We start from the raw sequence: 12,944 nt of genomic DNA, 5'->3' as shown, positions 1-12,944 counted from the left end.
CGACCGCCCGACGTCACGGACGGCCGCGGCGCCCCACCCACGAGGCGCCCGTCCTCCCGCACACCTCACCCCGGGCGGGCACCCGCCACCACCCCGACCGACCGGTAACAGCCTTACGGCCGGAGCGAGTTGCCCGCACAACACCGGCGGTCCGGCCCCGACGGGCACGGACCGGACCGCCGGGGGCGCGGTCCGGACCGGGCAACCCGATCGCTCACGTCCGACCGGCGCCTGCGATACTCGGCGCGACTTCACCCAGAGGAGACATTCCCCATGCGCCTGCGTCACGCCTTCGGGCTGACCGTCGTCGCGGCCACCGCCGTACTCGGCCTGTCCGTCCCGGCCGTCGCCGGACCGGCGGCCGCCGTGACCACCTTCCACACCGAACAGCGCGTCCAGGCACAGGCGCGGACCGCCCTCGCCGGGGTGCCCGCCCAGCTCCGGACCGGCGTCGATCCCAGGACCGCCGTGCTCCAACCCGGTGAGCGGGTACAGGTGCTGGGCACCAACGAGACCTCCCTCCTGAACAGCGGCGCCCACTACGGCTACGGGGTCTGGGCCACGTTCTCCACACTGGCCGCCACCAACCGGCCCTTCGCCGAGAGCGCCGTCACCTCGACCGCGATCGGCACCACCACCGACAGCGTGGTCCACAACGTGGCCGCCGCGGGCAACCGGGTCTTCATCGCCGACCGGCGCATGTCGGACGGCCGCTGGTCCTCGTGGGGCGAGATCACCTCGCCCGCCGTCGCCGGGCCGCTGCCCGGCGCCCCCCAGCAGGTCGCCACCGCCGTCATGGGCCGCAAGCTGCACGTCCTCGCCCTCGTCGACGGTGACGTCTACCAGGCCACCGGCGACTGGGGCGCCGGCAGCTGGTCCGGCTGGGGCAACGTCAGCTCGGCCGCCGACCTGCCCCTCTCCACCCGGGTCACGGCCGCCGTCACCGGGAACTCCCTGCACGTCGTGAGCCTCGGTCTCGACGACGGGGTCTACGTCGCGGACGGCAACTACGACCGCGGCACCTGGAGCTCCGGCGAGCCCACCTCCGTGATCGGCCTGCCCTCCGCCATAGCGATCAGCGAGCTCTCCGCCGCCGCGATCGGCAGCAAGCTGCACGTCATCGCCGTGACCGACGAGCGCCTGTACCAGGCCACCGGCGACTACGCCGCCGGCTACTGGGCGGGCTGGCACGACCTGACCACCGCCGCCGGGCCGCTCGGCCCGATCGACGACGTCTCCGCCGTCGCCATCGGCAACAAGCTCCACCTGTACGCCCTCTCCCGGCGCTGGATGTACAACGCCACCGGCGACTACGACCGCAGCGCCTGGTCCGGCTGGGGCAACGTCACCACCGCCGTCGGGGCCCCCGGCCTCACCGGCCTCTCGGTCGCCGCCGCCTGACGGCACACAGGCACCACCCGTGAGCCCCCGGCCGAGCACCCTCGGCCGGGGGCTCACGGGCTTTCCGGGGGGAAAGTGAACGATTCGGGCCAGCAAGATCACGACCGTACGACGATCGGATTTACGGTCGCCCACAGAGCATCAGCCCTGCCATACTCGGGCCGATCTTCACCGACCCTGCCCGAAGCGCGCCCAGGACCTACGCGTGCAGGCCCGTCGGTGAACGCACCGTCACATCCTGAAGGGGGAGGCACCACGTGCGTCTGCGTCACGTCCTCGGACTGACTGTCGCCACGGCCAGCGCCGCACTCGGACTGCCGGGACCGGCCACCGCGGCCCCGGCCGCCACCGCGACCACGCTCCACGTCAACGAGCTTTCCAGAGACTGCGCGGACCAGGGCGCCGGCGCCGGAACCGTCGCGCGGCCGTTCTGCACCGTCTCCGCTGCGGCCGCCGTCGTCGAGCCCGGGCAGACCGTCCGGGTCTGGCCGGGCGACTACCCGGAGGAGGTCCGGATCACCCGCTCCGGCACCCCGGAACAGCCGATCACCTTCCTCGGCGGTCCCGTCGACACCGCGCCCTTCCACAACGCGCCGGCCGTCCGCGGACCGGCGGACCGCAGCTCCTTCGTCCTGACCGGCGTGCACGACGTCACGATCCGGGGCTTCCGGACGTTCGCCCCGCGCGGCGTGCAGGTCCTCGGCTCGACACGGGTGGTCATCGACCAGAACTGGTACGACCGCTCGGGCTACCAGCAGTCCCTCCACATCGGCGAGGGCAGCGACCACGTCACGGTCAGCCGGAACTCCTTCAACCACGGATACGGCCTCGTCGTCGACGGCGCCGCCCACCACGTCCTGGTGACCGGCAACGACTTCAGCCGGACCAGCACCACCGGCGTCACCGCCACCGGCGTGGCCGACCTGGCCGTCACCAACAACACCTTCGCGCTCACCTGCTTCGGCAGCGTCCTGCTGGACGGCGACTCGCCGCGGGCCGTGGTGAAGAACAACATCGCGGTCGACGGGAACGCGAAGAGCGGCCAGGCCGACCGTCCGTACTGCTCGCCCTTCGGCGACGACCAGGCCCAGATCACCGTCTCGGCCGCGGCCGCCCCGACCGCGAGCGTCGACTACAACGTCGTCCACGCGAAGTCCGGCTCGCAGCCCTACAAGTGGGCCGGCACCCGCTACGCGTCCCCGGCCGCGTTCGCCGCCGCCACCGGGCAGGGCACGCACGACCTGGACCTCGACATCGAGTACTCCGCGATGACCCCGGACCGCCCGTTCAACCGGCTGACCCCGGCCGCCGCCGGCGCGATCGACTCCGCCGACCCGACCGCCCCCGGCGTCGGCACCGACCTGTTCGGCCAGCCCGCCCTCGACCACCCCGACGTCGCCAACACCGGGACCGGCACCCGCGACCGCGGCGCCCACGAGCTCGGCGGCATGGTCGGCGAGACCCGTCTGGAGATCACCGGCGAGGGCGTCACCACCCCGAAGGGACCGGTGCCCTTCACCGTCGTCGCCCAGCTCGGCTTCGACAACTCCTGGAACCTCGGCCCGGGTGCCTACCTCGTCGACTTCGGGGACGGCAGCGAGCCGGTCCGCACGACGGACGCCACCGTGCGGCACACCTACACCTCGACCGGCTTCCACCTGGTGACCGCCACGGCCGTCGACGCCGCGGGCGGCCGGGCCGCGGCGGCCATCTCGACGATCCAGGCGAACCCGGACTTCCCGCTGCTCGCCAGCTTCAACGCCAAGAACGCGGGCTGGCCGTACACCTACGAGTTCGAGCTCAGCGGGATGTCGCCCTACGCCCTGGTCGACGGCACGATCGACTTCGGCGACGGCAACACCGCCGTGGTGTACTCGGACACCGACCGCGTCACGCACAGCTACGCGGCGGCGGGCACCTACACCGTGACCTTCACGGCGCGCGACGAGGCCCGGCAGCGGGCCGTCAGCAGGGAGCTCCAGGTCACCGAGACCCCCTCGCTCGCCGTGCTCAAGCCCGGTGAGCGGGTGCAGGTGCTGGCCACCGGCTACTCCTCGCTGCTGAACAGCGGCGCGCACTACGGCTACGGCGTCTGGGCGCCGTTCACCCCCGTCCCCGCCGACGGGCGGCCGTTCCCCGAGAACGCCGTCACCTCGACCGCGGTCGGCAGCACCGACGACGGCGTGGTCCACAACGTGGTCGCGGCCGCCGGCCGGATCCACATCACCGACCGGTCCATGGCGGACGGCAGTTGGAGCCGCTGGGGCGAGGTGACCGCGGGCTACGCGGCCGGGCCGCTGCCCGGCGCTCCCCAGCAGGTCGCCGTCGCCGCCATGGGCCGCAAGCTGCACGTCCTCGCCCTCGTCGGCGGCAGGGTCTACCAGGCCACCGGCGACTGGAACTCCGGCACCTGGTCCGGCTGGGGCGACGTGACCTCGGCCTCCGGGCTGCACGGTGCCGCGCGGATCACCGCCGCCCGCAACGGCAACTCCCTGCACGTCGTGGCCCTCGGCACCGACGGCCGGGTCTACGACGCCGAAGGCAACTACGACCGCGGCGCCTGGAGCTCCGGCGACGTGACCTCGGCACTCGGCCTGCCCTCCGGCGGGCCCGTCACCCAGCTGTCGGCCGCGTCCATCGGCAGCACCCTGCACGTCGTGGCCACGGCCGGCGGCCGGCTCCACCAGGCCAGCGGTGACTACGCCGCCGGCCGCTGGTCCGGCTGGGGCGACGTCACCGCCGCCACCGGCGACCGCGGCTCCGTCGAGCGGGTCTCGGCCGTGGCCATCGGCAACCGGCTGCACCTCTACACCGTCGTCGGCGGCTTCCTGTACAGCGCCACCGGCGACTACGACCGAGGTGCCTGGTCGGAGTGGGCCAGCGTGAGCGCCGCCGTCGGCGCGCCCACGCTCGGCGAGCTCGCGGTCACCGCCTCCTGACACCGCTCCACGGACAGGACGGAGGGCCCCGGGCCCCCGCCCGCCAGGCCCCAGGGAACGACCGCTGCCCCTCACCGTGGTGAGGGGCAGCGGTCGTTCCCTGGCCCGCCCCGCCCGCCCTGGGGCCTGTCCGGCCCGGCCCGGACAGCAGAACGGCCGGTCGATCCGACGTGAAGTCGGTTCGACCGGCCGTTCCGGGTCGGTTGACCAATGTGCGCGAGGGGGGAGTTGAACCCCCACGCCCTTTCGGGCACTGGAACCTGAATCCAGCGCGTCTGCCTATTCCGCCACCCGCGCATCTGGGTGATGGGTAAACCATAGCCCATGCGCAGGGGTGCTTCGAACCAATTCGGCGAGGCGTGCCAGGTCAGCGCCCGACGCGCGCCACGATCCAGTCGATCAGGCCGCCGGAGATGTGGCTGTGCTCGTGGTTGTCCGTGTCGAAAGCGACCTCGTCCAGGTGACCGTTCTCGAGGTCGGCGTCGGTGATGGACAGCGTCGGGGCGACGTCCCACTTCACCGGGTCGAAGGCCAGCGCCGCCGCGCTGACCGACGGCACGAACGTCCCGCTGCGGAAGTCGTCGGAGATCTTCGCCTTCAGCGCGTCCGCGACCTTGCCGAAGGAGTCCAGCGTGCCGCCGGGCGCCCCGTCCAGCGCCGGGACGTCGGTGGTCGTGCTGCGGCGGACCGCCAGGCCCAGGTGCATGCCGCCGATCTTCTGCTTCTCGCCCCTCTCGGCCTGGAACCGGGCCGTCGCGCTGGCGATCAGGGCCTGCCAGTCGAACGCCACCTCGCCCGCCGGCAGCGGGAGGCCGACCCCGTCGCGCCGGCCGTTGGAGACCCCGAGCTTGAGCGGGACGGCCGGGAAGTCGCCGAACCGCCGGAGGTCCTCCAGGAACTCCTTGCGCAGCGGGCTGGACGTCGCCACCGGTCCCGAGTACTTGGAGTTCTCCACCCAGGCCCAGAGCAGCTGCTGGGCGGCAGGGCTGCGGATCAGGTCGGCCTGCTTGACCCCGCCGGGGCCGGCCGGGGTGACGTCCTCGAAGAAGTACGCCAGCTGCTGGAGGATCAGCGGGATCCAGGCGCCGTTGTGCGGCGTGTCGTAGGAGAGGTACGTCCCGGTCTGGTGATCCACCTTCTGGGTCTCCAGCTTGGCGAGCGCGAAGCGGGTGATCATGCCGCCCATGCTCACCCCTCCGACGGTGAGCCGCTCGTCGCCGACGCGCTCCGCGATCACCCGGAGGATGCCGTCGATCGCGACCTCGGCGTTGGCCTGGATGTAGGTGTGCCGCTCCTCGAAGCCGAGGAGGACCACGTCGATGCCCTGGCCGAGCAGTTGGTCGAAGAGGCCCTGCTTGCCGTCGTACGGGGTGTTGAAGTACGCGAAGAGGCCGGGAAGGTCACTCGGGCCGTAGTTGAAACCGTCCGCGAAGACGAACGGCCGGCGCAGGCCGATCTTCGGGTTGGCGTAGTAGACCGCGGCCTTGCCCCGGGCGGTCCGGTCCTTGTACGTGCCGCTCAGATCCCAGACCACGTCGGCCTCCCGGCCGCCGCCCTCCGAGCGCTCCAGCGCACCGGCGAACCACACCTCGGGCGAGAGGGTGGCGGCAAGCTCCGCCACCTCTGCCGAACCGGGCTCCGCCTGCCCCTCCTTGAGTGCGAGGGCTACGTCGATCCTGGATTCCTGTGCCATGGCTACCGCCTCAGTCCGATCCAATGGAGATCATCCGCATACGATGGGCGACTGTAACGGCTCGATCACACAGCGCACCAGGACATGACCGGTACTGGTCGAAAAGCGATCCGAACGGACCGATCGGGAGCGGAAATCGCCGCTTCGGAGGGAGGCGGGGGCGAGCCGGCCGGAGTCCGGCGCTCCCCCGGGGCCACCCCCGAAGCGGGGTTCGGCCCAGCCCCCCGCCCCCTGGCCGATGACGCGCCCGGCGGGTCCGGCGGCCCCGGCGGCCCCGGCCGCGCGCGTCCGGCGGACGGCCGGGCACCCACTTCCACCGACCGGCGACTCCGACCTAACGTTGCGTCATGCAGCGGGTACGGATCGATCGTTCGGACCCGGACGTGCTCGACCTCGTCCTCTGGGAGCGCGGCGGCTCCCTCCGCTACGCGTTCACGACCTCGCTCGGGTCGGCGCTGGCCGTACCCGCACTGTTCCTCGTCGGCGCGCTCGCCTCCGGCCCCGTGGCGGTCCTCATGCTCCTCACCGGCACGGGATGGGGGCCGGTCTGGTCGGTGGCCGCCCTCATCGGTGGCGCGGCGGCGGTCGCCGGGTGGGCGTTCCTCACCCGCAGCGCCTTCCACGAGGTGCACCGGCTCCGCTTCGCCCCCGCGGACGGGCCGGCCACGGTCACCCTCGTCCGGGGTGCACGGGTCGGACGCCCCATGCCCGTCACCGAACTGCGGCGGATCCGGATCGACCGCTCCACCGAGGCACCCCACGGGGGCGACCCGCGCCCGGCCGCCCTCACCGTCACCCTGACCGCACAGTTCGCCCGCCACCGGCTGGCACCCAAGTCGCTCCCGCCGGACACCGACGCCGACGCCCTGCACCGGGAGCTGCGCGAGGCGCTCTCCCCCGCGGTCCCGGTGGAACTGCGGATCCGGCACCGCCCGCACCCCGAGCCCGCACCGCCCGGCGGGCCGCCCGACGCGCCACTCGACGTGCCGCCCGGCCTGTCCCCGGCTGCCCGGCCGGGACCCGCACCACCGCCGCCGTCGGCGCGTGCACGACGACGCCCGGACGCGCGGCGGGGCGCCCGTGGCCGCAGCCGCCCGGCCCGCGACTGACGCCGGGGCCCGGCCCGGGGACCGGAGCCCCTTCCCGGCAGGTCACTTGCCGGCTGCGGCCGCCAGGGTGGCGCGCCACAGCGGGCTGTCCACGTAGTGGTTGTCGTACAGCTCGGAGGAGTCCTTGATCTCCTGCGGGCTCGCCTCGCCGCGCATCACCCGGCCGAGCAGCCGCAGGTAGTCGAAGCGGGGCATGCCCGGCGTGAACACGAAGAGCACGTCGGCCGCGGAGCCGGGTGCGGCGGCGAAGGCGTGCGGGGCGTGCGGGGGGACGAGCAGGAAGTCACCCGCGCCGAGGGTCTCCACCGTGTCCTCGACCAGCACCTGGAGCGCACCGCCGATGACGAAGAACAGCTCGGAGGCCCGGGTGTGGAAGTGGGCCGGGGCGCCGACGGCCCCCTCGGCGAAGGAGGAACGGTAGCTGGTGATCGGGCTGCCGTCGGTCCCGCAGTCGGCGAGCAGGGTCATGACGCTGCTCGGGTCGCTGGTGGTCTCGGCGGTGGCGGCGCGGGTCAGCAGCGGCTTCAGCGGGCTGGCGGTCATGGTGGTGCTCCCCCGGATCGGGCGGTCCCGGCTCCCTGCCGCGACCTCGTGATGATCACTCTAAGGTCGGATGCGACCAGGAGCATGGTGCATTCAGCCGTCGGAATCATGGGTCAATTCGCGTCCAGGGAGATCGCGTTCTTCGCCCGCTCGACCGACTCCTCGGACGCCGGGCCGCCCGGGTTCTCGGTGGCGAGCGCCTGGTTGAGGTCGACGAACGGGCGCATCCGCCGCTCGTAACGGTCGAAGGCCGGGGCGTGCCCCTCCCCGGCCGCACGGGCCCGGCCGAGTTCGTCGGCCAGCAGGTGGGCGCCGACCAGGGCGAGGCCGGTCCCCTGGCCCGACAGCGGCGAGGCGCAGTACCCGGCGTCCCCGAGCAGGACCGCGCGGCCCGCGGACCAGCGGTCCAGGTGGATCTGCGCCATCGCGTCGGCGTAGAAGCCGGTCGAACGGTGCAGCGCCGCCAGCAGCCGGGGCGTCTCCCAGCGGAGTTCCGCCATCCGCTCCGCGACCAGCGTCCGCGCCGCATCGCCGTCCCGCTCGACGGCCTCCTCGCTCCTCCAGCCGAAGGTGACCCGCAACTCCCGGTTGTCGCGCACGGGGTAGACGCCGTAGCCGGCTTCCCCGTCGCGGTGCCAGACCTGCCAGTCCTCCAGGCCGAGGAAGTTGTCGGCCTCGAAGATCGCGACGTGGGTGCCGAGCGGATGCAGGAACCGCCCCTCCGGGCCGAAGGCCAGCCGGCGGACCCGCGAGTGGAGTCCGTCCGCGCCGACCACCAGGTCGAAGGTGCGGGGCCGCCCGCGCTCGAAGGCGACGTGGATGCCGTGCTCGTCCTCGCGGAGCGCGGCGATGCTGTCGCCGTGGACGAACTCGGCCTCACCGGAGGCGTGTTCGGCCAGGATCGCGACCAGGTCCTCGCGCAGCAGCTCGACGTCACCGCTGTCCAGACGGCCGCTGCTGTAGGTCGCCTCGGTGGAGCGGTGCACCTCGTTGCCGTCGGCGTCGACGACGGACATGCCGCGCATCCTGGTCCGGACGGCACGGACCTGCTCGCCCAGCCCCATCCGCTCGACCACGTCGAGGGCGACGCCCCGGATGTCGACCGCCTGGCCGCCGGCGCGGGGGCCAGGGGCCAGCTCGACCACCGTCGGGGCGAAGCCGTTGCGGTGCAGCAGGTGGGCGAGCGCGGTGCCGGCGACTCCGCCACCGGAGATGAGGACGGTCTTCACGGGTGCTCCCTGTTCGGCTTCGTACGCTGTAAGCGACCTGAATGTACGACGTAAATTCAGGGCGCCGCAAGCGCCCTCCACGCCGCTTGGGCCCAGTTCTGAGCTAGGACAGAACGGCCGGGACCGCCATCGGCGCTGCTAGGGTCTGAGCTAGTACAGAGCGGCCGCCCCCACGAAAAACCTCACCCGAGGAGCCCTGCCCGTGGCACCGGACACAGCCCCGCCCCCCTTCCGGCGCATCGCCGCCGAACTGCGGCGGCGCATCAGCACCGGGGAGCTCTCGCCCGGCGAGCGGGTGCCCTCGACCCGACGGATCGCCCAGGAGTGGGGCGTCGCCCTCGCCACCGCCACCAAAGCGCTGACCGTGCTGCGCCTGGAGGGCCTGGTGGAGGCTCTCCCCCGGGTCGGCACCGTGGTGGCCACGCCCGCCACGCCCGCCACGCCCTCCGCGACGACCACGGCCACCGGGGCCGACGCACCGGCTCCCACGCGTCCGCACCAGCCCGCTCGGCACCAGCACCCGCAGGAAAGCGAGTTGAGCCGCGAGCGGATCGTCCGGGCCGCCCTCGCCCTGGCCGATGCGGAAGGCCTCCCCGCCCTCTCGATGCGCGCCGTGGCGGCCCGGCTCGGAGTCTCGGCGATGTCCCCGTACCGGTACGTCACCAGCAAGGACGAACTCGTCCTGCTCGCCGCCGACGCCGCGTTCGGCGACGCCTCCTACCCCGCCGAGCCGCCCGCCGGCTGGCGGCCCCGCCTGGAACTGAGCGCCCGCACCCTCTGGGCGCTGTTCCGGCGTCACCCCTGGCTCGCCCAGCTCAGCCCGGTCACCCGGCCGCTGATGCTGCCCAACCTGCTGGCCCACGCCGAGTGGGCGCTCGCCGCACTGGACGGCCACGGCCTGGACCCCACGACGATGATGGACGTCCACGTCCTGCTGTACAGCTACATCGAGGGCATCGCCGTCAACCTGGAGCGCGAGGCACAGGCCCAGTCCTCCACCGGCGTCACCGCCGACCAGTGGACGGACAGCCGGGTCCCCGCCCTCGGCCCGCTCGCCGACTCGGGCCGTTTCCCGGTCTTCACCCGCCTGATGGCGGACCTCGCGAGCGGCTACGACCTGGACCTGGACGCCCTGTTCGAGTTCGGCCTGGCCAACCTCCTGGACGGCCTGACGCCCCGGATCGAGAGCGCCGGAGCCGACCGGGCGGCCCGAATCACCGGTGGCGGCCGGCCCCGGGCCTAGAGCTCCCGGCCCCGGAAGGCGCGGCGGTACTCGCGCGGGGCCACGCCGACCCGGGTGGTGAAGGCGGGGCGCAGCGAGACGGCCGAACCGAAGCCGCAGCGGACGGCGACCGCGTCCACCGGCAGGTCGGTCTCCTCCAGCAGCCGCTGGGCCGTCAGCACCCGCTGTTCCAGCAGCCAGCGCAGCGGCGTGGTCCCGGTGGCGGCGACGAAGCGGCGGGCGAAGGAGCGCTCCGACATCAGGGCGAGTCCGGCCATCCGGCGGACCGTCCACGGGGAGTCCAGCGCGGCCAGGACCTCGGCGCGGGCCCGGACCAGCGGGTCGTCCCCGTCCGCACCGCCGTCCTCCGGGACCGGGGACGGGATGAACTGCGCCTGCCCGCCCGAGCGGAACGGCGCGGTGACCATCGCGCGGGCGATGCTCGCGGCGGCCCGTTCGCCGTGGGCGGCACGGACCAGGTGCAGGCAGAGGTCGATGCCGGCCGCCACCCCCGCCGAGGTCCAGATCTGCCCCTCGCCCGTGAACAGCACCTCGGGCCGGACGTCCACCGCCGGGAAGCGCCGGGCGAGTTCGCCTGCGAGCGCCCAGTGGGTGGTGGCCGGGCGGCCGTCGAGCAGCCCCGCCTCCGCGAGCACGAACGCACCCGCGCAGAGCGAGGCGACGGTGACGCCGCGCTCGTGCGCGGCGCGCAGCGCGGCGGGCACGGCGGGGTCGCGCGGCTCGTACGGCCGCTCCATCCCGGGGACGACGACCAGGTCGCACTCGGCGAGCGCGTCCAGGCCGTGGTCCGGCACCCGCTCCAGGCCGCCGCCGAGCCGCACCCGGGCGCCGGCCGGGCCGCAGACCCGCAGCTCGAAGTCGGGCAGTCCGGGCCGGCTCGGCCGGTTGTCCCAGACCTCCCCGATCACCGCGTAGTCGAAGGCCCGGACGCCGTCGAAGACCAGACACCCCACCGTGCGCACGACCGTCCACCCTCTCCCTGCCGGTTGGCAGGATCATATCGATGGGTGGCCCCACCGCCCCTCACTCCGCCGGGAGGGGCCGCCGCACGATGGACGCATGACGAACACCAGCGCCTTCGACGCCCCGCTCACCATCGCCCCCGACTCCGTCCTCGTGGTCATCGACGTCCAGAAGGGCTTCGAGGACACCGCGTTCTGGGGCGAACGCGACAACCCCGGGGCCGAACGACGGATCGGCGAACTGATCGACGTGTGGCAGGCCACCGGACGGCCGATCGTGACCGTGCAGCACGTCTCCCCCACCGGGCCGCTCGCGGAGGGCACCCCGGGCCACGAGCTGAAGGACTTCGTGGCGGCGGTCGAACCGGACCTGCACATCACCAAGACCGTGAACAGCGCCTTCTACGGCACGCCGGACCTGCACGCCTGGCTCCGGGAGCGGGGCGCGGAGCAGGTCGTCATCGTCGGCATCATCACGAACGTCTGCAACGAGACCACCGCGCGGATGGCCGGCAACCTCGGGTACGACGCGGTCTTCCCGATCGACGCGATGCACGCGTTCGACATGGCCGGGCCCGACGGGGTCACCGTCCCGGCCGCCGAACTGGCCCGGGCCACCGGCGCGGTGCTGCACGCGATGCGGTTCGCCAAGGTGGTCACCGCGGAGTCGGTGGTGACGGCGGCGAGGGCCGGCGGGCCGGTGACCGCCGGGCGGTCCTGACCGCCGCCGTCGGGCACTTCGTCTCCCCGCCGGAAGTTGATCTTCCGGTCGGAGCCGCCGGGTCGCGCGGTTCCGGAGCGACGGCCCACGGCGACGAAGGAATGTGACACGGGTGGACGAGAAAGCACTGCCGGCCGAACTCTTCGAGGCGCACCGGTCCCATCTGCGGGCCGTCGCCTACCGGATGCTCGGCTCGATCAGCGAGGCCGAGGACGCCGTCCAGGACACCTGGCTGCGGTACGACCGGACCGACACCGCCGACGTCGAGAACCTCGGCGGCTGGCTGACCACGGTGGCCGGGCGGATCTGCCTCAACCAGCTCCGGTCGCGCGCCCGGCGGCGCGAGGAGTCCTTCGAGTCGCGGGCCGAGGCGGGTGTCGCCGAGGTGCCCCGGATACCGGACCCGCTGATCGGGCGCGCGGACGCCGTCGACCCCGAACAGGAGGTGCTGCTGGCCGACTCGGTCGGTCTGGCCCTGATGGTCGTGATGGAGTCGCTGTCGCCCGCCGAGCGGGTCGCGTTCGTCCTGCACGACCTGTTCGCGGTGCCGTTCGACGAGATCGCGCCGCTGATCGAGAAGACCGGGGCGGCCACCCGCCAGCTGGCCGGCCGGGCCCGCCGCAAGGTCCAGGGGCAGGCGCCCGCCCCGGACCGGGACCTCGCCCGGCAGCGGGTGGCCGTCGACGCCTTCTTCGCCGCCACCCGGGACGGCGACCTCGACGCGCTGCTCGCCGTCCTCGCCCCGGACGTGGTGCTGCGCGCCGACGGTTCGGCCGGCCGGGACCGCCGGCCGGTGGTCCTCAACGGCGCCCGCACGGTGGCCGGCCAGGCGGTCATGTTCCGCAGCCTCTCGCCGTACGCGCGCCCGGCGCTCGTCAACGGCGCGGCGGGGGTCGTGGTGGTCGGTGCCAACGGACGGCCGGTCTCGATCATGGCCTTCACGGTGGTCGGCGGCACGATCACGGCCATCGACGTGCTGAGCGACCCGGAGCGGCTCGCCGTGCTGGACCTGGCGGCGTTCGGCGCGTAGGGCCGACGGCGTCCGGGCGGCGGACGGCCGCCCCCGCCCGGGGAAGTCCGGTGCGAGGGGCGGCCGTCGGCGGT

Annotated in this window: 10 protein-coding genes and 1 tRNA gene; 6 read left to right on the top strand and 5 right to left on the bottom strand. The window is 73.7% G+C overall.

What is annotated here, in order from left to right:
• Positions 1-273: 273 nt before the first annotated feature.
• Together PUR56_RS15850 and PUR56_RS15845 are read left to right on the top strand one after the other, a co-directional pair.
• Complete coding sequence (locus tag PUR56_RS15850; protein ID WP_329949396.1) at positions 274-1,401, top strand: hypothetical protein; 1,128 nt, start codon at positions 274-276, stop codon at positions 1,399-1,401.
• 257 nt (positions 1,402-1,658) lie between these two features.
• Positions 1,659-4,340 (top strand): PKD domain-containing protein, encoded by a 2,682-nt coding sequence (locus PUR56_RS15845; protein ID WP_329949395.1) that lies wholly within the window; start codon positions 1,659-1,661, stop codon positions 4,338-4,340.
• A gap of 213 nt (positions 4,341-4,553) precedes the next feature.
• On the opposite strand, the gene PUR56_RS15840 is transcribed toward PUR56_RS15845, so the two are convergent.
• Together PUR56_RS15840 and PUR56_RS15835 are read right to left on the bottom strand one after the other, a co-directional pair.
• A tRNA-Leu gene (locus PUR56_RS15840) sits at positions 4,554-4,637 on the bottom strand.
• 70 nt (positions 4,638-4,707) lie between these two features.
• Complete coding sequence (locus tag PUR56_RS15835) at positions 4,708-6,033, bottom strand: hypothetical protein (protein ID WP_329949394.1); 1,326 nt, start codon at positions 6,031-6,033, stop codon at positions 4,708-4,710.
• A 347-nt stretch (positions 6,034-6,380) separates the two neighbouring features.
• Here PUR56_RS15835 and PUR56_RS15830 point away from each other — a divergent pair, with 347 nt between their 5' ends.
• Positions 6,381-7,142 (top strand): hypothetical protein, encoded by a 762-nt coding sequence (locus tag PUR56_RS15830; protein WP_329949393.1) that lies wholly within the window; start codon positions 6,381-6,383, stop codon positions 7,140-7,142.
• 42 nt (positions 7,143-7,184) lie between these two features.
• Here the strand turns inward: PUR56_RS15830 and PUR56_RS15825 are convergent, their stop codons facing one another.
• Both PUR56_RS15825 and PUR56_RS15820 read right to left on the bottom strand, forming a co-directional pair.
• Positions 7,185-7,685, bottom strand: coding sequence for a cupin domain-containing protein (locus PUR56_RS15825; protein ID WP_329949392.1), 501 nt, complete (start codon positions 7,683-7,685; stop codon positions 7,185-7,187).
• Between the two features lie 113 nt (positions 7,686-7,798).
• Positions 7,799-8,914: an FAD-dependent monooxygenase gene (locus PUR56_RS15820; protein WP_329949391.1), complete on the bottom strand. Its 1,116-nt coding sequence runs from the start codon at positions 8,912-8,914 to the stop codon at positions 7,799-7,801.
• Between the two features lie 196 nt (positions 8,915-9,110).
• Between PUR56_RS15820 and PUR56_RS15815 the strand changes: the two genes are divergently transcribed.
• A complete protein-coding gene (locus tag PUR56_RS15815; protein WP_443034511.1) occupies positions 9,111-10,157 on the top strand; it encodes a TetR/AcrR family transcriptional regulator C-terminal domain-containing protein in 1,047 nt (348 codons plus the stop codon).
• On the opposite strand, the gene PUR56_RS15810 is transcribed toward PUR56_RS15815, so the two are convergent.
• Entirely contained in the window at positions 10,154-11,119 is a 966-nt protein-coding gene (locus tag PUR56_RS15810; RefSeq protein WP_329949389.1) for a GlxA family transcriptional regulator, read from the bottom strand. The genes PUR56_RS15815 and PUR56_RS15810 overlap by 4 nt on opposite strands.
• A 97-nt stretch (positions 11,120-11,216) precedes the next feature.
• Between PUR56_RS15810 and PUR56_RS15805 the strand changes: the two genes are divergently transcribed.
• The gene (locus PUR56_RS15805; RefSeq protein WP_329949388.1) at positions 11,217-11,840 is read left to right on the top strand and encodes a cysteine hydrolase family protein; all 624 of its coding nucleotides are present in this window, start codon (positions 11,217-11,219) and stop codon (positions 11,838-11,840) included.
• A 112-nt stretch (positions 11,841-11,952) separates the two neighbouring features.
• Entirely contained in the window at positions 11,953-12,870 is a 918-nt protein-coding gene (locus PUR56_RS15800) for a sigma-70 family RNA polymerase sigma factor (protein ID WP_329949387.1), read from the top strand.
• Positions 12,871-12,944 lie beyond the last annotated feature (74 nt).

Origin of the sequence: Streptomyces sp. BE303 (assembly GCF_036290945.1) — a bacterium.
GTDB lineage: Bacteria > Actinomycetota > Actinomycetes > Streptomycetales > Streptomycetaceae > Kitasatospora.
This window is presented reverse-complemented; position numbering and strand designations above follow the sequence as displayed.